Below are 19,294 nucleotides of genomic sequence, written 5' to 3' on the forward strand. Positions count from 1 at the left end.
CGTAAGCGAGGGACGCCCGGTTGTTAGCTGGGCGTCCCTCATGTCCGTTTCGTGCCGCATTTCGGCGGCCGAGGGCTCAGCGCGCCCGGTTAACCGCGCTGGTCAGGGCCTTGATGGAGGCGGTGACGATGTTCGCGTCCAGGCCCACACCCCACACCGTGGTGTCGCCGACCTCACACTCCACATAGGCGGCCGCCTGCGCGTCGTGCCCCGAGGTGAGCGCGTGCTCCGCATAGTCCAGCACCCGCACCTGGATGCCGAGCGGCTGCAGCGCCTGCACGTACGCGTCGATCGGGCCGTTGCCTACCCCGGTGATCGTCTTGGGCCGGCCCGGCGAGTCCTGGCCCTGCGAGACCACCTCGGCCTCGATCTCGACCTTGCCGTCCACTGTGGCGGTCGAGTAGCGGGTGAATCCGAGCCGGGCGAACGCCTGGTGGTCGATCAGGTACTCCGCCGCGAAGATGTCCCACATCGCCGACGGGCCGACCTCGCCGCCCTCGGCGTCGGTCACCCGCTGCACCACGCCGGAGAACTCGATCTGCAGCCGTCGCGGCAGGTCGAGCTTGTGCTCCTCCTTCATGATGTATGCCACGCCGCCCTTGCCGGACTGCGAGTTGACCCGGATCACGGCCTCATAGGTGCGGCCCACGTCCTTGGGGTCGATCGGCAGATAGGGCACGCCCCAGGTGAACGCGTCCACCTCGGTGCCGGCCTCGTCGGCGTCCTTGGCCAGCGCGCTCAGGCCCTTGTTGATCGCGTCCTGGTGCGAGCCGGAGAACGCCGTGTAGACCAGATCGCCCACATAGGGATGCCGCTCGTGCACCGGCAGCTGGTTGCAATATTCCACCGCGCGCTTGATCTCGTCGATGTCCGAGAAATCGATCATCGGGTCGACGCCCTGCGAGAACAGGTTGAGCCCCAGCGTGACCAGGTCGACGTTGCCGGTGCGCTCGCCGTTGCCGAACAGGCAGCCCTCGACGCGGTCGGCGCCGGCCAGCACGCCCAGCTCGGCGGCGGCCACCGCGGTGCCGCGGTCGTTGTGCGGGTGCAGGCTCAGGATCACCGACTCGCGGCGCGGCAGGTGGCGGTGCATCCACTCGATCGAGTCCGCATAGACGTTCGGCGTGGCCATCTCGACGGTGGCCGGCAGATTGATGATCAGCGGCCGGTCCGGCGTCGGGTCGATCACGTCGATCACGGCCGAGCAGATCTCCAGCGCGTAGTCCAGCTCGGTGCCGGTGTAGGACTCCGGGCTGTACTCGTAGAAGATCTCGGTGTCCGGGGTGTGGATCTCCGCGTACTTCTGGCAGAGCCGCGCGCCGGTGGTCGCGATGTCGGTGATGCCGTCGCGGTCCAGGCCGAAGACCACCCGGCGCTGCAGCGTCGAGGTCGAGTTGTAGAAGTGCACGATGGCGCGCTTGGCGCCGCGGATCGACTCGAAGGTGCGGTCGATCAGGTGCTCGCGGCACTGCACCAGGACCTGGATCGTGACGTCGTCCGGGATCAGGTCCTGCTCGATCAGCTGGCGGACGAAGTCGAAATCGGTCTGGCTGGCCGCCGGGAAGCCGACCTCGATCTCCTTGTAGCCCAGCTGCACCAGCAGCATGAACATGCGCCGCTTGCGCTCGGGAGACATCGGGTCGATCAGGGCCTGGTTGCCGTCCCGCAGATCGACGGCACACCAGCGCGGCGCACTCTCGATCCGCCGGCTCGGCCACTGCCGATCAGGCAGATCAACGGCAAACTGCGACTGGTACGCCTGGTAGCGCTGAAAGGGCATCGAGGACGGACGTTGACGCGCGATGGCGTCATCGGTGATGGACATGCGGTTACTCCTGAACGGGCGAGACCTGGGAGGCGGCGCGCGTCAACTCCGCGACGAGGTGCCGGCCTGGGATGGGGCCTCGTCGCGGCAGCGAAGAAGGAGTGCCTGCCACATATCGAACGTCACCCTACGTGATCTTTTGGGACGGTGCTAACTCTACGCCCGGATCGTGGGATGACCAGGGGTTCAGCCGGCCGCGCCGGACACGTTCGTGGACGGCTCGACGGACGGCTCGGGCGGGGGCGGCGGACTCTTGGTCTCCAGCGCCGGGCTGCCGGTGACCGGGCCGGGCAGGTCGATGCGGGCCGGCGCGGCGGCCACGCTGATCAGCGTCAACGTGCCGAAGCCGACTCGCGCCGCGGTGAGCATGCCGGTGTCCGCATAGCAGTAGATGCCGATGTCCACCGGCGCCTTCATCGAGGCGGAGATGGTGTCGATCGAATAGCAGCTGCCTTGCGGCACTCCCGCGGCGGCGCCGGGCAGGGGCTGCGCCGCCACCACGGACAGCGGCGCCTGACGGTCCTGGAAGACGCTCAACCACTGCCGGAAGACCCGCTGCACCTTGGGGTCGTACTCCTTCGGCACCCGCTTGCCGGTCTCCGCGACGCGTACGCACGAGGGGCTGACCGGGTTCGCCACGGTCGGCAGCGTGCACTGGAAGACGCCCTCCGCGGTCTGCACGATCGAGACGTCCACCGTGCCGCCCAGCGCGCCACCGGGCACGTCCACCCGCCAGCTGCCGTCGTTGGCGACCGTGGCCACCACCGACCGCACGCCCTGCCCGTCCTGCGCGTCGAAGTCGTAGAGCGCCGAGTAGCGCACGTCTTTGGCCAGGGCGGCGCGGGCCGCCAGGTCGCTGCGGGCCGCGCTGGTGTCCGGCGGGATCGAAGCGTCCGTGGTGGGCGGCGGCTCGGCGGCCGGTGTCCCGCCACCGCAGCCCGCCAGCATGGTGGTGAGCAGCACGATGGGTACGAGGCGAGGACGCACCGAGACATTCTCGCCTCTGCGCCACAGATCGGTCGTGTCCGGCGTGGGCGTGTCGCGATGCACAGGCCGGAATCTGGGATCGGTTGACGGCTCTCCGGGACCCCGCGGCTAGGCTGAACGGCGTTCGATCCCGCCCCCGTTCGAGAGGAAGTCGTCTGCCGTGGCGCTGGTGGTGCAGAAATACGGCGGCTCGTCGGTCGCCACAGCCGAGCGCATCAAGCGGGTGGCGGAGCGCATCGTCGCGGCGCGCAAGTCCGGCGACGACGTCGTGGTGGTGGTGTCCGCGATGGGCGACACCACCGACGAGCTGATGGACCTGGCCAACCAGGTCTCCCCGCTGCCGCCCGGCCGCGAGCTCGACATGCTGCTCACCGCGGGCGAGCGCATCTCGATGGCGCTGCTGGCGATGGCGATCCACAACCTGGGTTACGAGGCCCGGTCCTACACGGGTTCGCAGGCCGGCGTGCTGACCACCTCGGTGCACGGCAAGGCGCGGATCATCGACGTCACGCCGGGCCGGCTGCGCACCGCGCTCGACGAGGGCGCGATCGCGATCGTGGCCGGCTTCCAGGGCGTCAGCCAGGACACCAAGGACATCACCACGCTGGGCCGCGGCGGGTCGGACACCACCGCGGTGGCGCTGGCCGCGGCGTTGCGCGCCGACGTGTGCGAGATCTACACCGACGTCGACGGCGTATTCACCGCCGATCCGCGCATCGTGCCCAACGCGCGGCACATCAAGACGATCACCTATGAGGAGATGCTCGAGCTCGCGGCCGGTGGTGCCAAGGTGCTCATGCTGCGCTGTGTGGAATACGCCCGGCGCTTCGGCGTCCCGATCCACGTACGCTCCTCGTACACGAACAAGCCCGGCACCATGGTCACCGGATCGATGGAGGACCCTTCCGTGGAACAGGCGCTGATCACCGGGGTCGCCCACGACCGCAGCGAAGCCAAGATCACCATCGTCGGGGTGCCCGACGAGCCGGGCGCCGCGGGCCGCATCTTCGAGACCGTCGCGTCCGCCGAGATCAACATCGACATGATCGTGCAGAACGTGTCGACCGAGGGCACCGGCCGCACCGACATCTCGTTCACGCTGCCCAAGGCCGACGGCCCGACCGCGATGGCGGCGCTCAACAAGATCCAGGAGCAGATCAAGTTCAAGAGCCTGCTCTTCGACGACCACGTGGGCAAGGTCTCGCTGATCGGGGCCGGCATGCGCTCGCACCCGGGCGTGGCGGCGTCGTTCTTCGCCTGCATCGGTGAGGCCGGGGTCAACATCGAGATGATCTCCACGTCGGAGATCCGGGTCTCGGTGGTGTGCCGCGACAGCGACCTCGACACCGCGGTGCGGGCCGTGCACGAGCAGTTCGAGCTCGGCGGCACCGAGCAGGCCGTGGTCTACGCCGGCACCGGGCGGTAACCGCCACGATGACCGTCTTCTCCCACACCCCGGCAGAGCCGTTCTGGTGACGCAGCAGCCCACGCTCGCCGTCGTTGGAGCCACCGGCTCCGTCGGCACCGTCATGCGTGAGCTGCTCTCCTCGCGGCGCGACGTCTGGGGCGAGATCCGGCTGATCGCGTCGGCGCGCTCGGCCGGCCGGACGCTGCCCTGTCGCGGCGTCGACCTGCCGGTGCACGAGCTGACCGCGGAGGTCTTCGACGGCGTCGACGTGGCGATGTTCGACGTGCCGGACGACGTGTCGCTGGCCTGGGCGCCGGTCGCCGTCGAGCGCGGCGCGACAGTGGTGGACAACTCCGCTGCCTTCCGGATGGACCGCGACGTGCCGCTGGTGGTGCCCGAGGTCAACGGCGAGGCGATGCGCCGCCGTCCGCGCGGCATCATCAGCAACGCGAACTGCACCACGATGGCGATGATCATGGCGATCGCGCCGCTGCACATCGAATACGGTCTGCGCGAGCTGGTGCTGGCGTCCTACCAGGCCGTCTCCGGCGCCGGTCAGTTCGGTGTCGACACCCTGCACGACCAGCTGATGAAGGTGGCCGGCGACCGCACGCTGGGTTCCCGGCCGGGCAACGTGCGGCAGGCGGTCGGCGACGACCTGGGCCCGTTCCCGGCGCCGATGGCGCTCAACGTGGTGCCCTGGTCCGGCGAGCTGGCCGCGGACGGCTGGTCGTCGGAGGAGCTGAAGATGCGCAACGAGTCGCGCAAGATCCTCGGGCTGCCCGACCTGAAGGTCTCCGCGACGTGTGTCCGGGTGCCGGTGGTGACCGGGCACTCGATCGCGGTGCACGCGGTCTTCGGCTCGGAGCTCACCGCCGAGGACGCCCGCGGCGTGCTGCGCAACGCTCCCGGCGTGATCCTGGTCGACGACCCGGCGGCCGGCGAGTTCCCGATGCCGATCGACGCGGTCGGCACCGATCCGTCCTGGGTGGGCCGCATCCGCCGGGCGATGGACGACCCGCGCGCCCTCGATCTCTTCATCACCGGCGACAACATGCGCAAGGGCGCGGCGCTGAACACGGTCCAGATCGCGGAGATCCTGGCCGCCGAGTTCGCCAAGGGCTGATCAAACGCCCAGCGCGGCCGCCAGCACCGGGTCGGTCGCGAACTTCGCGCACGGGCTGACGATCTGCACGACCGTGTCCTTCGCCGTGCCGCGCACCAGCACGCCGCCGCGCGGATCGACGCCGCCCAGCAGGATCGGCGGGCCGTCCGGCGTGCTGGTGGCGGGCGGGTTCGGGCCGGGGAACGCGGGCTCGTCTTCGATCCAGGAGGGCAGATTCCAGGGCGCGTGCGGCACGTCCCGCCAGGCGTCCACCACGGCCGGCTCGGTGGAGTACGCGAAGGGCGACCTGGTCAGCGACGCCGAGGCCACCACCCGGGCCAGGCCGTCCCCGGAGCAACCGGTGCGGTCGAGGGCCCGCGCCACCTTCGTGCGGTCGAACTCACGGGAGGCGCCACTGTCCAGCCAAGCCTGGCGGGACGGCAGCGCCGGCGCCCGCGTGCCGGTCGGCGCGCTGCCCTCGCGCAGCGTGTCGGACACGGTGGAGAGCAGTCCGTCGACCCGGGCGAGCGCCTCGTCCGGTCCGACCGGCCCGGTGCCGGTGTGCTCCCGGCCGGCGCGCCAGCCCTCGGCCGGCATCGCGTGATCGCGGCGCAGGGCGGCGAGCAAGGCCACCGGGTCGACCGCGCCGTCCGGCTCGATTGGGCGGACGGCGCGCAGACAGGGGCTCTGCAGCGTGGTCCAGACCGACGAGACGACGGTGGTCGAGACGCTGTCCAGCACGTGCACCCGATTCGCCTGATCGTCGAACTCGGCGTGCACGCCGAGCAGCCACACGTCGTCGCCGATGTGCCCGTCACCGGGCTCGAGCACGTTCAGGGCGTCCCGCATCGAGTGGCGCACCCGGTCGGACGCCGGCGGCACACCGGGCAGATCCGGGGCCGGCGTCGCCGACGGCGCCCGCAGCGCGTCGTCCGGATCGGAGGCCGGGCCCACCCATTCCACCGTCACCGTGAGCCCGTCGCCGTTCGCGCAGGCGCGCCGCTCGATCGACAGCCGGGACAGCTCGGTGTCGTCCCAGCCCCCCGCGACGGCGAGGGCGTCGTGCACCCGCAGGAGGGCGGCCAGGCCGTCCGCCGGTTCGACGATCTTCTCGCCGCCGTCGCACCCGGCGAGGGCGCCGGCGAGGAGGAGGAGGGTGGCCGCCACCCGTCGCGAGGTCATCGATGAATCCCAGCACAGCGAAGTCTCGTTGGAGTCAACCCACCGCGGTATCCGGGCCACGGACCCGGCTACCACTTCGAGCGATCGCGGCCGTGTGCGGCTTACCGCAGGGCAGCCGCCGAGGCGGAGTTCGCCACCTCGTCGGCGGCGGTGGTGACCAGGCCGCGGGTCTGGCCGGCCAGGGACACCTGCTCGTCCATCACCGCGGCTGCGAGGCGCTGGGCGTCCGCCACCGCGCCGAGCCGGCTGGTCATCCCGGAGACCGCCGCGCCCACCGCGGCCGCGCCGGTGGTCACCTCGGCCACCGTCGCCTCGATCCGGGCGGTCGCCGTCGCGGTCTGGCCGGCCAGCTGCTTGACCTCGCCGGCCACCACCGCGAAGCCCTTGCCGACCTCGCCGGCCCGGGCGGCCTCGATGGTCGCGTTCAGGGCGAGCAGGTTGGTCTGGTCGGCGACCGCCTGGATCAGGCCGGCGATCGCGGCGATGTCGGCCACCGAAGAGCGCAGCTCCTCCAGCGACTTCAGCGCGGTGTCCGCGTCGGCGAGCGTGGTGGTGACCTGGTCGCTGGCGTGCGTCACGGTCTTGGTCACGTCGGACAGGGCCGACTCGAAGCCGCTGAGCGCCTCGTCGGCGTCGGTGCGCAGGCGGGCGCCGGTGGCGCTGGTGCGCTGCAGGACGTCCTCCAGGCGTACCGCCATCTGCTCGGCGCGGTCGAGCTGAGCCTGCGCCTCGACGCGGGCGTCCTCTTCGCGGCGGGCCGCGTCCCCGGCCGCCTCCCGCAGCTGGGTGGCGCCCTCATCGGCGATCTCGGCCTGGCGCTCGTCGTTCTCCCGGCGCACCGCGGCGTCGAAGTGCCAGTATGTGACCTGCGCGGCCGCCATGCCCAGCACGAAGGCGGCGTGCAGCAGCGCGCGGCCCAGGATGTTGCCGGTGGTGTGCCCGACGTGCCCGCCGAAGACCAGGTCCGGTGCGAGCATGCCGATCCCGAAGTGGTGCGCCGCGACCAGCACGACGGCAAGCGCGAACGCCACCCAGTTCTGATAGAGGCCGATCAGCGCGATCATCACGAAGAAGTGGAAGTGCAGGTCGATCATGCCGCCGCCGGCGTGCACGACCGCGTCCGAGGCGAGCAGGAAGCCGACGCTCGTGGAGATCGCCCGGCCGCGCTGCGAGGTGGACGTGCCGCCCAGCACGCCACAGACCATGACGCCGCCGAGGACCGTGAGCAGCAGCGGCGCGTGGTGGCCGGGGCTGAGCTGGCCGGTGAAGTAACCCAGCACCAGGATCACCGGCACGTGCGCCCAGAGCAGCAGGCGCAGCACCCGGTGCCTCGCGGCGAAGGCCTGCTCGGAGAGTTCCACAGCAGGGATCAGGCGGCCGATCGCGGTCATCACTGCACCTTTCGGGAGGGGTTCCACGGTCATTTCGGATCGTGGAGCCCCCAGTGGCGCGTGCGGCGGGGTGTAACTCGGATGCCTTTTTTAATCCTTGAACTTTCCTAACAGTAGTTGACGCGAGTGCACACATCGGGTTGAGTCGATGTATCCCCACGCGGTTCCCCACACGCCGGAAGGCGGCCCCGCCATGCTCAAAAAAGCTCGAACCGTGCCCAGAAAGCGATTTCTCGCCCTCCTCGCAACGCTCAGCGTAGTGATCGCCGGCGGCGCAGCGGCGGTAATCCCGATGTCCGGGGCGGGCGCGGCCGAGGTTTGTGCGGCGGCCTACAACAACGGCACCGTCTACACCGGTGGTCAGCGCGTTTCCTACCAGAGCCGGAACTGGACGGCGAAGTGGTGGACGCAGAACGAGCCGCCCAGCACCGGCGGCTCCCTGGTGTGGACCGACAACGGAGAGTGCGGCGGTGGCGGCGGCACCCAGCCCCCGCCCGGCGGCGGCACCTGCAACTACCCGAACTGGGCGGCCGGCACCTGGTACGCGGTCGGCGCGATCGTGAAATACACGGACGGCGGCTACTACATCGCCGAGCACGCGAACCCCGGCTACGACCCGGTCGAAAGCCACTGGTTCTGGAACCCGTTCACCTGCGGCGGCACCACTCCGCCGCCGGAGACCGGTGGCTTCCCGGTCACCGAGGCCCAGTTCAACCAGATGTTCCCGGCGCGCATCGACTTCTACACGTACGCCGGACTGGTCGACGCGGCCCGCAAGTACCCGGCCTTCGCCGGCGGCGACAACACGGCCCGCAAGCGTGAGGCGGCGGCGTTCCTGGCGAACATCGACCACGAGTCCGGCCAGCTGCGGTACGTCGAGGAGCAGAACCAGGCGAACTGGCCGCTCTACTGCGACGCCTCCCGTCCCTACGGCTGCCCGGCCGGTCAGTCGGCCTACCACGGTCGCGGGCCGATCCAGCTGAGCTGGAACTTCAACTACAAGACGGCGGGCGACGCGCTCGGCATCGACCTGCTGCACCACCCCGACATGGTGAAGAACAACGCGTCGGTCGCCTACCAGACCGCGGTCTGGTACTGGATGACGGTGAACGGGCCCAACTCGATGCCCGCCCACCAGGCGCTCTTCTCGCAGGGCTTCGGCGGGACGATCCGCAGCATCAACGGTTCCCTGGAGTGCGACGGGCGGAACCCGGCGACGGTGCAGAACCGGGTGAGCACGTACCAGCGCTTCGCACAGATTCTCGGGGTCGACCCGGGCGGCAATCTTTACTGCTGAAAGAGGGGTCGAGGGGGTACGGCCGGGCGGCGGCCGTACCCCCTCGCTTCGTTCGTGAAGGGCCTCGGTTCTAGAGGGCGAGCTGGGGACGGGCCGGGATGCCGACCACGGCCGGCGCGGCCGTGCGCGGTGGCAGCTGGTGCGGCACCGAGTAGGACGGGACCAGCATCGACTCGATCGCGGGGGCCGTCGCGGGGCGCTCGTTGAGCGAGATCAGCCGCGCGGCCCGAGCCAGCGACCCGGTCTCGCCGTCCCGGAAGCCCTCGCGGTAGCCCTTCTCGTAACGTTCGCCGCGGCCGAGCGCCCGCCCGATGGCAAAGCAGGAGGACCCGGCCAGGGCCAGGAGGAACAGCAGGGCGAAGGGTGTCACGGTCAGTCCTCTCGGGGCAGTGGATCTCCCATTGGGTGCAAAATACTCGAAACCCGACAGAACGGGCCGTAACTATGAGATGAGTGACGCGTTCGGGTGACGCCGCGCGGTCTTCTCGAGAAACCCCGGGAGATCCTCCGCGTCGGCCGGGCGGCACAGGTGGTAACCCTGGCCGAGCCCGCAGCCGAGCGCCTGCAACGCCTGCAACTGGGCCACGTTCTCGATGCCCTCGGCGACCACCCGCAGGCCCAGGATCTGCCCGAGCTGCACGATCACGCGTACCAGAGCCAGGTCTTCCTGGGTCAGCTCGGCCCGCGCGATGAAGACGCGGTCCACCTTCAGCTCGTCCACCGGCAGTTCCCGCAGGTAGGCCAGCGAGGAGTAACCGGTGCCGAAGTCGTCGATGGAGAGCTGCACGCCGAGCGTCCGCAACGCGCTCAGCGCGGCCACGGCCAGGTCCGGCTCACTCATCAGCACCGACTCGGTCAGCTCGAGGGTGACCGCGCTGGACGGCAGGCCGGCCACCGCCAGGGCCCGCATCACATCGTCGGCGAACCGTGGATGCGTCAGCTGATGCCCCGACACGTTCACATTCAAAGTGAGATCCGGGTACGCGCGCCGCCACGCCGCCACCCGCACCGCCGCGGTCTCCAGCACCCACTGGCCGATCTCCACGATCAGCCCGGACTCCTCGGCGATCGGGATGAAGTCGACCGGCGACACCATCCCGCGACTCGGGCTGTGCCAGCGGATCAGCGCCTCCACGCCGATCGTCTCGCCCGAGTCGAGCTGGACCAGCGGCTGGTACTGCAGCCGGAACTCGCCACCGTCCAGCGCCTTCTGCAGGTCGCCACGCAGGCTCAGATAGTCCAGCGCCTCGGTGTGCATGTACGGCTCGAACACCACCACCTTGCCGGGACCCTCCTTCTTGGCCCGGTACATCGCCACGTCCGCGTGGTCGAGCAGGATCTCCGACGGCTCGTCCCGGTCCCGCGAGATGGCCACGCCGACGCTCGCCCCGATGAAGATGTCCCGCCCGACCAGCCGGAACGGCTCCTTCACCGCGTCGATGATCCGCTCGGCGACCGAGGTGGCCGCGTCCATCGGGGAGTCGATCAGCAGCACCGCGAACTCGTCGCCGCCCAGCCGCGCGGCGGTGTCGCTGGCCCGCACGCAACTGCGGATCCGGCCGGCCACCGCGGCCAGCAACTGGTCACCGGCCTCGTGGCCCAGGCTGTCGTTCACCGCCTTGAACCGGTCGAGGTCGACGAAGAGCACGCTGGTCGGGTCGGGCCCGTCCCGCGAGGCGAGCACCCGGTTGAAGATCTTCAGGAACAGGCCGCGATTCGGCAGCCCGGTGATCGGGTCATGGTGTGCATCGTGCACCGCCTCGACCGTACGGGCGTCGCTCAGAGCCAGGCTCACCTGCTGGGCGAACGCGGCCAGCTGGTCCAACTGCTCGGTGTGCCGCGCGGCGGCGCCCGGCAGCCGGGCCACCAGACTCCCGGCCATCTCGCCGGTGACCTGCACCGGCACCGCGACCAGCGCGCCCGAGGCGAGCGGCCGGATCAGCACCGACCCGGTGGCCATCGCCTCCCGGGCCTCCGCCTCGTGCGCCGCGGCGTCGGTCTCGCCGGCCGTAGACGCCACCGTCAGGCGTCGCGCACGACCCTCCTCGGCCAGCATCAGCGCCACCGACGCGCCACCCAGCAGCGCCGCCGCGCCGCCGGTGACCGCGTCCAGTATCTCCGGCAGCGGCCGCCGGTTCGAGATCGCCCGCTGGATGGTCAGCAGGGTCTCGACCAGGTGCTGCCGGGTCTGCGCGTCGGCCCGCAGCCTGCGTTCGCCGGCCAGCACCCGCACGCTGCGCAGTGCCAGGCCCAGCACCTGGGCCATGCCCTGCAGCATCTGCCGTTCCTCGGGGCTGAACTGGTCGTGCAGCCGGCCCACCATCAGCGCGCCCGACACGTTGTCGCCGAGCGCGTTGTAGCTGGTGTGCAGGGCGCCCAGGCCCGGAACGCCGAGCCGCCGGTCGGCCCGGACCAGGCCGGTGACCGGCACGTTCGGGCCGAAGCCCCACGCGCCGTGGACGTTGTCGTCCATCACCACGGCGGCGACCTCGGCCTCGACCAGCTCGGCGGCCCGCTCGGTCGCGGCGGAGATGGCCTGTGCCTCGTCGGGCGCCGCGGTGACCGCGGAGAAGTACTCGGTGAGCTGGTGCGTCGACCAGTTGGACATGATCAGGCCAGGGCCAGCGTGACGAGGGTGAGCTGGTGGGTGCCGAGGGCGCCGCGCACCCGGGCGATCTCCGCGGCGGTGTAGAAGCCCGCGTACGGCGTGCTGCCCAGCGCGGCCCGCATCGCGGCCATCTCCTCGGCCATGCCCTCCGGCCCCAGCCGCATCCGCCGCCCGCCGCAGTCGAAGGCCAGCACGCCGAGCGGAACCTTGCCGCCCAGCCCCTCCACCGCCTCCGCACAGGACTCGCCGGCGCCGGCGATCAACGCCGGCGCGGGGCCCTCCAGCAGCCAGCAGAGCGCACCCTGCGGCACGTCCACGGAACTCCGGACCGAACGCTCGGCGTCGTCCGCGTCGTCGATCACCCGGACGTCCTCGCCGTTGCGCCGGGACAGCCCGAGCGCCTGGAAGTGCTCCTTGTCGCGGAACAGGTCCTCAGTGGTGCCGCCGGCCATGTCGTTGCGCCGCAGCAGCACGTCCAGCGCCGGCTCGTCGTCCAGCTCGAAGATCGTGCCGCCGGAACTGCGGGTCACGATCATCGGCGGCTCGAGGCGGTGCCAGCCGTGCGCGATGCCGATCCCGATCGGGGCGTCGGAGGCCAGCGCGACGCCCACGACGGCGTTCTCATAGAGCGTGTCGTCGTGGAACTGGAAGGTGCGGATCCGCTCGGTGCCGCCGCCCGCGAAGCCGCCGACCAGCGGGACCGCGGCGCCGAGCACCGAATAGGCGCCCCGGACCACCTCGTGCGGGTTGCCGGAGAGGCCGTCGGCGAGCAGGACGAGGACGCTGTTGCGGCCCTTCGAGTGCGGCAGGTCGGACATCGCCTCGGCGGCCTCGGCGCCGGCCTGGCGGTGACCGACGTCGCCGATGTGCGCCACCCGGGTGCGCACCGTGAAACCCTCACCGCCCAGCGCGGCCACCGACACCCCGCCGACGCTCGCACCGTCGTTGGCGAGCTCGCCGAAGGTGGTGGCGCCGACGATCTGCGCGGTCCCACCCGCCTCTTCCCGCACGGCGAGCAGCAGCGCCGTCAGGTCATGCTGGATCGAGGCGAAGACAAAGACCACTTCCGGGGTACGCCCGTGGATCGCCGACGTGGCCGCCTCGGCGCCCGCTTTGGCGCTGTCCGCGGCGGTGCTGTGCCCGGCGCCGAACCACCGGTGCGGTGTTTGCATGATCCTCTGTTCGGCGGGCCTGGGCGGTAGCTGAGTGGGTGCGGTCGGGGTGCTGTTTAGGCTGTGCGTTTGTGACTGACTCTTCCCTCGCCCGCCAGGTCAACGGCGTCGCCCGGCTCACCGGCACCTTCACCCTGCGCTCCGGCCGCACTGCCACCGAGTACTTCGACAAATACCAGTTCGAGGCCGACCCGGCGCTGCTGGACGCGCTCGCCGAGCAGATGGCGATGCTCATCCCGGAGGGCACCGAGGTGCTGGCCGGCCTGGAGATGGGCGGCATCGCGGTGGTCACCGCCCTGGGCCGGCACGCCCGGCTGCCCTGCGCGTTCGTCCGCAAGGAGGCCAAGAAGTACGGCACGGCCCGGCTGTGCGAAGGCGCCGAGGTAGCCGGCCGCCGGGTGCTGGTGGTCGAGGACGTGGTGACCTCCGGCGGCCAGGTGGTCATCTCCACCGGCGAGCTGCGCAAGCTGGGCGCGCACGTGGACCACGCGCTGTGCGTCATCGACCGCCAGGAGGGTGGAGCGGAGACCCTGTCCGCGGCCGGCATCCAGCTGCGGGCGTTGCTGTCCCGGGCCGACCTGGACGCGTTCAAGGGCTGAGCGTCTCGGCCTCCACCCACCGCAGATAGGCGGGATTGCCGGCGACCACCGGCAGGGCGATCACGCAGGGCACGTCGTAGGGATGCTCATCGTTCGCGCGGGCGACGATCCGCTCGACCAGGGCGGTGCGGGTGTGCAGGGCGACGCGGGCCTCCGGCTCGTCCTGCACCGCACCGTCCCAGCGATAGATCGACCGGATGCTCGCCGTCTGATGCCCGCAGGCCGCCAGCCGGTCGGCGACGAGCCGCTTGGTGAACTCCGCCAGCCAGCCGGCATCAGCGGCCGTGATCACGACCTCACAGATCTCCACGGCCGTTGTCTACCACGTCTCAGAGAAGCGCGATCAGTGCTGAGAAGGCCAGGCCGACCACGGTTCCGGCGATGGCGATGATCAGGGCGAGGGTGCCGCGGGGTTCGCCTTGCTTCTTGGCGACGGCGGCCAGGACGATCGCGGCCGGGCCCAGCATGATCGGGCTGACCAGCACAGCGACGCAGCCAAGGGCGATGGCGGCGATGCTGTAGTTGTTGGCGGTCTTCCTGGGCGCGGTGGGGAAGCCGTATTGGTTGATGCCCGGGTAGGTCGGATATTGCCCGTGGCCGGGCGGCGGGTATCCGCCCGGCTGCATCTGCGGCGCGGGTGGCTGCGGCCAGGCTGTGTGGGGTGCGGGCGCCGGGTTGCAGGCCGGCGGAGTGAAACCCGTCGGGTCGGCGTGGGCCGGCGTGGTCACCGCGGCGTAGGCGCCCGGCACGGATCGGGCGGCGACCGGCGCGCCGCAGGTCGGGCAGGCGGTGTCGGTCGCGGCGGGGGCGGTGCCGCAGTGCGGGCAAACCATCGAAAGTCTCCTAGGGTCTCGCCTGTGCGGCCCTATCCATCGACTCGCGCCCGCGCTACCTGAGCTTCTTTCGCCCGATGACGGTGCGGCATTTCGGCGACATCATCGACCCGCCGGAGGCCGGCTAACGCTTCTTGCGTCCGGCGACGATCGAGGCCAGCAGGCCGACGACGATGATCGCGACCACGATCAGACACACGATCAAATGCCACGGCTTTATCGCACCCATCCGCGGGAGTGTAGTGGTCAGCGTCGCGGTGCGAAGGCCGCCCACAACTGGCTGCCGCGGATGATCAAAATGAAGGCCACCCAGACCACGACGAAGATCGGGTTGGCCCCGCGCTCCGCGACCACGATCGGACTGGCCGGCGTCAGGCGGAGAAGCGGTTCACCTTGTCCGGGTGCAGGACGATGCGCACCACTCCGGACTCATGCCAGTCGTCGATGAAGGCCTGGCGGGTCGCGTCGATCGCGTCGTAGTAGCGCCCGGCCAGCCGCATCGCCAGCTCGAGGCCGCCCTCGTCGTGGAGGGTGACCGGGCCCTCGACCGCCACCCAGTGCTCCGGCTCGCCGACCGGCGCCGCGACGACGACGGACGCCCGCGGCTGCTCCCGCAGGCGGTCGAGCTTCGGCGCGCCCGGGCTGGAAAACATCTGCAGGCTGCCGTCCTCGGCCACCTCGAACCACACCGGGCGGGGCGCCGGCCAGCGCTCCCCGCGCGGCGCGACGGTGAGAAAGGCATAGAGCGGCCGGCCGAGCAGCGCGAGATCGTCGTCGTGGAACATGAGGGCCAGCCTACGAGAGCGAAAAGACCGGCCCCCAATTGTGGAGAACCGGCCCTCACGTGGTCGGGGTGGCCGGATTTGAACCGACGGCCTCTTCGTCCCGAACGAAGCGCGCTACCAAGCTGCGCCACACCCCGCGGCGTGCTGAGCAATAGTATCCGATGCCGTGGGACCCGCGAAATCGGTATACCGGCAACGCCGTAAGCGCAGGTCAGCGCGGTATCAGGGTGAGAATCGTGGCCTCCGGGCGGCAGGCGAAGCGGATCGGTGCGGTGGGGTGGGTGCCCAGGCCGGCCGAGACGTGCAGCCAGCTGTCGGTGCCTGGCCAGCGGTGCAGGCCGCGCGCCATGGCGTGCGGGAGGTCGCAGTTCGTGGTCAGCGCGCCGTAGCCGGGGACCCGCACCTGGCCGCCGTGGGTGTGGCCGGCCAGCAGCAGGCTGAAGCCGTCCTGGGCCATCCGGGAGAGGACCCGGCTCGCGGGGGTGTGGGTCACTCCGATGTGCAGGTCGGCGTCGCGGGAGACCGGGCCCGCCACCGCGTCGTAGTCGTCGCGGTTGACGTGCGGGTCGTCCACGCCGGCCAGTTCGATCGAGCGGCCGCCCGCCTTGATCAGGGTGCGGGCGTTGTTCAGGTCGGTCCAGCCCGCGTCCGCGAAGGCGGCGCGCAGGTCCTGCCACGGCAGGTCGACGCCCTGCACATATTCGCGGTCGCCGGCCAGGTAGCGCAGCGGGTTCTTCCAGAGCGGGCCCTTGTAGTCGTTGCTGCCGAAGACGAACGCGCCGGGCACGTCGAAGAACGGATCCAATGCTTTGAGTACGCCCGGAACGCCGTCCGGCGACGAAAGGTTGTCGCCGGTCACCACCACCAGGTCCGGATCCGTGCCACCCAGGGCGGCCACCCAGGCCTGCTTGCGCCGCTGGTCGGGCATCATGTGCAGGTCCGAGACGTGCAGGATGCGCAACGGCTCGGCGTCCGGCTCGAGGACCGGCACATCGAAGCGTCGCAGCGTGAACATGTTGCGTTCCACCAGGGACGCGTAGGCGAAGGTGGCGCCGCCCGCGGCGGTCAGCCCGGCGGCCAGTGAGATAACGGTGCGCTTCCGCATGACGGCAAGAGTAGTTTCTCCGTCCATGGGAACGCTGAAGGACCGCCTGAACGAGGACCTGCGCACCGCCATGAAGGGGCGGGACGAGCTCACCCTCTCGACGTTGCGGATGGCGCTGTCCGCCGTACGCAATGCGGAGGTTTCCGGAACGGCCGCCCGGGATCTCTCCGATGACGAGGTCACGAGCGTGCTGACCAAGGAGGCGAAGAAGCGCCGCGAGGCCGCGACCGCCTTCGAGGGGGCCGGCCGGGACGAGCAGGCGGCCAAGGAGCGCGCCGAGGGCGACATTCTGGAGCGTTACCTGCCCAAGCAGCTCACCGACGACGAGATCGCCGAGCTGGTCAAGGGTGCGCTGGCGGCCGGCGGCTTCACCGGCAAGGGGCAGATGGGCCCGGCCATGAAGGCCGCCCAGGCCGCGGTCGCGGGTCGCGCCGAAGGCGGCCGGGTCGCCGCCGAGGTCCGCAGGCAGCTCGGATAGCTGACACCGAAACGACGAGGGCCGGACTTGGAAGTCCGGCCCTCGCCGATCGCTAACGTCTGGGTGGGAACCCGGGTATCTGTGGCGTCCCCGGTCCCGGTTGATCCGGTTTGTCGGCGCCCTTGCCGTTGCTGACCTCGATCACCACGACGCCGTTCTTGATCGTGCGGCCACTCGGGTTGGTGCCGGCCGCCGTGCCCGCCGGGCACTTCGAGTCCACCGGGATGCTCTGCACCGAGACCTCGAAGCCGGCGCCCGAGATGCGCGAGCGTGCATCGCCGAGCGAGGCGCACTCCACGCCCGGAATCGAGCGTTGCTCACCGAAGGTGATCTTCCGGCTTCCCGGTTTCTTGAACTCCTTCTTCGGCTTGCCCTTCATGTAGTCCGCGACCGTCTGATAGACCGCCGGGTTCACGATCGGGTGCTGCATCCGGTCGTTGTGATCGGCCCAGTCGGGGTTGACCATGTAGCCCGCCACCACGATCTCCGTGGTGCCGATGATCAGCGACGCGGTCTTGTCCTTGTCCGTGGTGCCGGACTTGCCGAAGGTCGGGTGCTTGATCGTGGCGTGCGCGTCGCGGGCGGTGGCGCCGTTGCACTTGCCGTAGTTCGACTGGTCACCGGTCGGGCAGCGGGCCGCGTCCAGCGCCGCGCGGGCCACGTCGACCGAGGTCGCCCGCGTGCAGTGCGGCTTCCCGACGTCGATCTTCTCGCCCTTCTGGGTCTTGATCTCCTGCACCGGGGTCGGCTCGCAGTACATGCCGTCGCCGGCCAGCGTGGCATAGGCGTTCGCCATCTCCAGCGGCGTGGACGAGGAGACGCCCAGGGTGAACGCACCCCACTGGTGGGCGGCGTCCTTGTCGTTGGCGATCCGGGCGTCGTTCGATGCCCGGAACTGGACTCCGAACCGCTTGGCCACGTCGACCACGTTTTCCGCGCCGACCCGCTCCTCGAGGGGCACGAAGAAGGTGTTGATCGACTTACCGAACCCGGTCCACATGTTGTAGACCCCGGCGCCGCCGCCACCCGAGTTCTCCGGGCAGTACTTGTTCGTTCCCGGGCAGGCCGCAGGGCTGCCGTACTGCACGATGTAGTTGGTCTTGGCCTGTTTCTCGGCCTTGATCGTGTAGCTCAGCGGGTAGCCCTTTTCCAGGGCCGCGATCACCGTGAAGATCTTGAACACCGACCCGGCCTGGTAACCGGTGATGTCACCACCACCGGTGAGCAGCGGGTTCGTCGTGTTCGGGTAGGTGCCCTTGATCTTCTTCTTGGCCTTCTTCGGGTCCGAGGAGATCTTGTTCTGCGGGTTCTTCGGGTCGTCGATCTTGTATTTCCGGTTCGCCGCGAGCATCCGGACCCGGCCGGTGCCGGGCTCGATGCCGGCCAGCAGCACCGCGTTCTGGTTGCCGTCCTTGATCTTCGAGGTGATCCGCTTGCGGGCCGCGTCCTGCGCCTTGATGTCCAGCGAGGTGACGATGCGGTAGCCGCCGCTCTTCAGCTGGCGCTCGCGGTCGTACTGGTTCACGCCGAACGTGGGCTGGCTGTTCCACCAGCGGTAGAAGTAGTCGCAGAAGAAGCCCCAGGCGTTCTTGGCGACCGAGACGCAGCCGTTGCCGACCCGCTTGATCTCCCGCGGGATCTTGACCGCCTGCGCCTCCGTGTACTCCTTCGGAGTGATGAAGGCGAGGTCGCGCATGTTGCCGAGCACCCAGGTGCGGCGGTCCTTGGCCTGCGGGTAACCGGTCTCGGTGGTGGGGTCGAACGCCGACGGCGCCTTCACCTGGCCGGCCAGCAGAGCCGCCTCGGCCACGTTGAGGTCCTTGGGCTTCTTGCCGAAGTAGACCTGGCTGGCCGCGAAGACGCCGTATGCCCCGCCGCCGAACGGCGCCGTGTTCAGGTAGCGCTCGAGGATCTGCTGCTTGGACAGCTCCTTCTCGATCTGGAGCGCGTACTTCATCTCGGTGATCTTGCGCTTGGGCGTGTCCTTGGTGGCGTCCACGACCTCCTGCGGGTTGGTCGCCGAGTAGGCCAGCGACATCCGCACATATTGCATGGTCAGGGTGGATGCGCCCTGCTGCTGCTTGCCGCTGTTGTTGTTGACGAACGCGCGCGCCACGCCCTTGACGTCCACGCCGTTGTGCTCGAAGAACTGGTGGTCCTCGGCCGCGACGATGGCGTCCTGCATGTTCTGCGAGATGTCCTTCAGCGGCACGTCGCTGCGGAACTCGTCATACATCACCGCGAGCTGGGTGCGCCCGTCGTTGGCGAAGATGCGGGTGACCTGAGGGGCGGTCGCCTGCTTGAGCTCACTGGGCAGCTGAGCGAAGGTTTCCCCGCCGGCCTTCGCGGCCAGACCGGACATCGCCACCGCGGGGAACGCGGCAGCGGCAACCACCACTCCCGCGAGTAATCCGCAGATCAGGAGCGAGGTCGCGTTGGCGAAGATGTTGTGATCTCGTCGGCGCATCCAGGAACTCACGACATGCAAGTTACCCGACGGCCGCATGGACCTGCTCATC

17 protein-coding genes and 1 tRNA gene are annotated in these 19,294 nt (G+C 70.2%); 5 read left to right on the forward strand and 13 right to left on the reverse strand.

What is annotated here, in order from left to right; translation table 11 throughout:
* Nucleotides 1–76 precede the first annotated feature (76 nt).
* Nucleotides 77–1,825, reverse strand: a complete 1,749-nt coding sequence (leuA, locus tag ACZ6TI_RS06790) for a 2-isopropylmalate synthase (RefSeq protein WP_465344009.1) — start codon at nt 1,823–1,825, stop codon at nt 77–79.
* Between the two features lie 186 nt (nt 1,826–2,011).
* The gene (locus tag ACZ6TI_RS06795) at nt 2,012–2,812 is read right to left on the reverse strand and encodes a hypothetical protein (RefSeq protein WP_465344010.1); all 801 of its coding nucleotides are present in this window, start codon (nt 2,810–2,812) and stop codon (nt 2,012–2,014) included.
* A gap of 160 nt (nt 2,813–2,972) precedes the next feature.
* On the opposite strand from ACZ6TI_RS06795, the gene ACZ6TI_RS06800 reads away from it, so the two are divergent.
* Together ACZ6TI_RS06800 and ACZ6TI_RS06805 are read left to right on the forward strand one after the other, a co-directional pair.
* Nucleotides 2,973–4,238: an aspartate kinase gene (locus ACZ6TI_RS06800; protein ID WP_465344011.1), complete on the forward strand. Its 1,266-nt coding sequence runs from the start codon at nt 2,973–2,975 to the stop codon at nt 4,236–4,238.
* A gap of 46 nt (nt 4,239–4,284) precedes the next feature.
* Nucleotides 4,285–5,346 carry an aspartate-semialdehyde dehydrogenase gene (locus ACZ6TI_RS06805; protein ID WP_465344012.1) on the forward strand — a complete coding sequence of 354 codons (1,062 nt, stop codon included), beginning with the start codon at nt 4,285–4,287 and terminating at the stop codon, nt 5,344–5,346.
* Here ACZ6TI_RS06805 and ACZ6TI_RS06810 read toward each other — a convergent pair whose 3' ends face one another.
* Both ACZ6TI_RS06810 and ACZ6TI_RS06815 read right to left on the reverse strand, forming a co-directional pair.
* Nucleotides 5,347–6,507 (reverse strand): hypothetical protein, encoded by a 1,161-nt coding sequence (locus ACZ6TI_RS06810; RefSeq protein WP_465344013.1) that lies wholly within the window; start codon nt 6,505–6,507, stop codon nt 5,347–5,349.
* 101 nt (nt 6,508–6,608) lie between these two features.
* Nucleotides 6,609–7,898, reverse strand: coding sequence for a methyl-accepting chemotaxis protein (locus ACZ6TI_RS06815; protein WP_465344014.1), 1,290 nt, complete (start codon nt 7,896–7,898; stop codon nt 6,609–6,611).
* Between the two features lie 292 nt (nt 7,899–8,190).
* Here ACZ6TI_RS06815 and ACZ6TI_RS06820 point away from each other — a divergent pair, with 292 nt between their 5' ends.
* Nucleotides 8,191–9,195: a glycoside hydrolase family 19 protein gene (locus tag ACZ6TI_RS06820; protein ID WP_465344015.1), complete on the forward strand. Its 1,005-nt coding sequence runs from the start codon at nt 8,191–8,193 to the stop codon at nt 9,193–9,195.
* Nucleotides 9,196–9,265: 70 nt separating this feature from the next.
* On the opposite strand, the gene ACZ6TI_RS06825 is transcribed toward ACZ6TI_RS06820, so the two are convergent.
* The 3 genes from ACZ6TI_RS06825 to ACZ6TI_RS06835 form a co-directional block, all read right to left on the reverse strand.
* Nucleotides 9,266–9,565 (reverse strand): hypothetical protein, encoded by a 300-nt coding sequence (locus ACZ6TI_RS06825; RefSeq protein ID WP_465344016.1) that lies wholly within the window; start codon nt 9,563–9,565, stop codon nt 9,266–9,268.
* Nucleotides 9,566–9,637: 72 nt separating this feature from the next.
* On the reverse strand, nt 9,638–11,803 hold the full coding sequence (locus tag ACZ6TI_RS06830; RefSeq protein ID WP_465344017.1) for a putative bifunctional diguanylate cyclase/phosphodiesterase: 2,166 nt from the start codon (nt 11,801–11,803) through the stop codon (nt 9,638–9,640).
* A 2-nt stretch (nt 11,804–11,805) separates the two neighbouring features.
* Nucleotides 11,806–12,975 (reverse strand): FIST signal transduction protein, encoded by a 1,170-nt coding sequence (locus tag ACZ6TI_RS06835; RefSeq protein WP_465344018.1) that lies wholly within the window; start codon nt 12,973–12,975, stop codon nt 11,806–11,808.
* Between the two features lie 71 nt (nt 12,976–13,046).
* Here ACZ6TI_RS06835 and pyrE point away from each other — a divergent pair, with 71 nt between their 5' ends.
* Nucleotides 13,047–13,574, forward strand: a complete 528-nt coding sequence (gene pyrE / locus ACZ6TI_RS06840) for an orotate phosphoribosyltransferase (protein ID WP_465344019.1) — start codon at nt 13,047–13,049, stop codon at nt 13,572–13,574.
* Here the strand turns inward: pyrE and cutA are convergent.
* The 5 genes from cutA to ACZ6TI_RS06865 form a co-directional block, all read right to left on the reverse strand.
* The gene (cutA, locus tag ACZ6TI_RS06845; RefSeq protein WP_465344020.1) at nt 13,564–13,884 is read right to left on the reverse strand and encodes a divalent-cation tolerance protein CutA; all 321 of its coding nucleotides are present in this window, start codon (nt 13,882–13,884) and stop codon (nt 13,564–13,566) included. The two genes, pyrE and cutA, sit on opposite strands and share 11 nt — an antisense overlap.
* A 19-nt stretch (nt 13,885–13,903) precedes the next feature.
* The gene (locus tag ACZ6TI_RS06850; RefSeq protein WP_465344021.1) at nt 13,904–14,407 is read right to left on the reverse strand and encodes a hypothetical protein; all 504 of its coding nucleotides are present in this window, start codon (nt 14,405–14,407) and stop codon (nt 13,904–13,906) included.
* Between the two features lie 371 nt (nt 14,408–14,778).
* Nucleotides 14,779–15,192, reverse strand: coding sequence for a pyridoxamine 5'-phosphate oxidase family protein (locus tag ACZ6TI_RS06855; protein ID WP_465344022.1), 414 nt, complete (start codon nt 15,190–15,192; stop codon nt 14,779–14,781).
* Between the two features lie 60 nt (nt 15,193–15,252).
* Nucleotides 15,253–15,329: transfer RNA gene (locus ACZ6TI_RS06860), tRNA-Pro, on the reverse strand.
* A 74-nt stretch (nt 15,330–15,403) separates the two neighbouring features.
* A complete protein-coding gene (locus ACZ6TI_RS06865) occupies nt 15,404–16,297 on the reverse strand; it encodes a metallophosphoesterase (protein ID WP_465344023.1) in 894 nt (297 codons plus the stop codon).
* A gap of 25 nt (nt 16,298–16,322) precedes the next feature.
* On the opposite strand from ACZ6TI_RS06865, the gene ACZ6TI_RS06870 reads away from it, so the two are divergent.
* Entirely contained in the window at nt 16,323–16,775 is a 453-nt protein-coding gene (locus tag ACZ6TI_RS06870) for a GatB/YqeY domain-containing protein (protein ID WP_465344024.1), read from the forward strand.
* A 52-nt stretch (nt 16,776–16,827) separates the two neighbouring features.
* On the opposite strand, the gene ACZ6TI_RS06875 is transcribed toward ACZ6TI_RS06870, so the two are convergent.
* Nucleotides 16,828–19,242 (reverse strand): penicillin-binding protein, encoded by a 2,415-nt coding sequence (locus ACZ6TI_RS06875; protein ID WP_465344300.1) that lies wholly within the window; start codon nt 19,240–19,242, stop codon nt 16,828–16,830.
* Nucleotides 19,243–19,294 lie beyond the last annotated feature (52 nt).

This window comes from Actinoplanes sp. NPDC051388 (assembly GCF_055586225.1).

What these genes read in the sequence shown, in the direction of transcription:
- ACZ6TI_RS06865 (WP_465344023.1), bottom strand. Translation starts at nt 16,297, where the DNA reads ATGCGGAAGCGCACCGTTATCTCACTGGCCGCCGGGCTGACCGCCGCG.
- ACZ6TI_RS06870 (WP_465344024.1), top strand. Translation starts at nt 16,323, where the DNA reads ATGGGAACGCTGAAGGACCGCCTGAACGAGGACCTGCGCACCGCCATG.
- ACZ6TI_RS06820 (WP_465344015.1), top strand. Translation starts at nt 8,191, where the DNA reads ATGTCCGGGGCGGGCGCGGCCGAGGTTTGTGCGGCGGCCTACAACAAC.
- ACZ6TI_RS06835 (WP_465344018.1), bottom strand. Translation starts at nt 12,975, where the DNA reads ATGCAAACACCGCACCGGTGGTTCGGCGCCGGGCACAGCACCGCCGCG.
- ACZ6TI_RS06810 (WP_465344013.1), bottom strand. Translation starts at nt 6,507, where the DNA reads ATGACCTCGCGACGGGTGGCGGCCACCCTCCTCCTCCTCGCCGGCGCC.
- leuA (WP_465344009.1), bottom strand. Translation starts at nt 1,825, where the DNA reads ATGTCCATCACCGATGACGCCATCGCGCGTCAACGTCCGTCCTCGATG.
- ACZ6TI_RS06830 (WP_465344017.1), bottom strand. Translation starts at nt 11,803, where the DNA reads ATGTCCAACTGGTCGACGCACCAGCTCACCGAGTACTTCTCCGCGGTC.
- ACZ6TI_RS06855 (WP_465344022.1), bottom strand. Translation starts at nt 15,192, where the DNA reads ATGTTCCACGACGACGATCTCGCGCTGCTCGGCCGGCCGCTCTATGCC.
- ACZ6TI_RS06815 (WP_465344014.1), bottom strand. Translation starts at nt 7,898, where the DNA reads ATGACCGCGATCGGCCGCCTGATCCCTGCTGTGGAACTCTCCGAGCAG.
- ACZ6TI_RS06850 (WP_465344021.1), bottom strand. Translation starts at nt 14,407, where the DNA reads ATGGTTTGCCCGCACTGCGGCACCGCCCCCGCCGCGACCGACACCGCC.
- ACZ6TI_RS06875 (WP_465344300.1), bottom strand. Translation starts at nt 19,242, where the DNA reads ATGCGCCGACGAGATCACAACATCTTCGCCAACGCGACCTCGCTCCTG.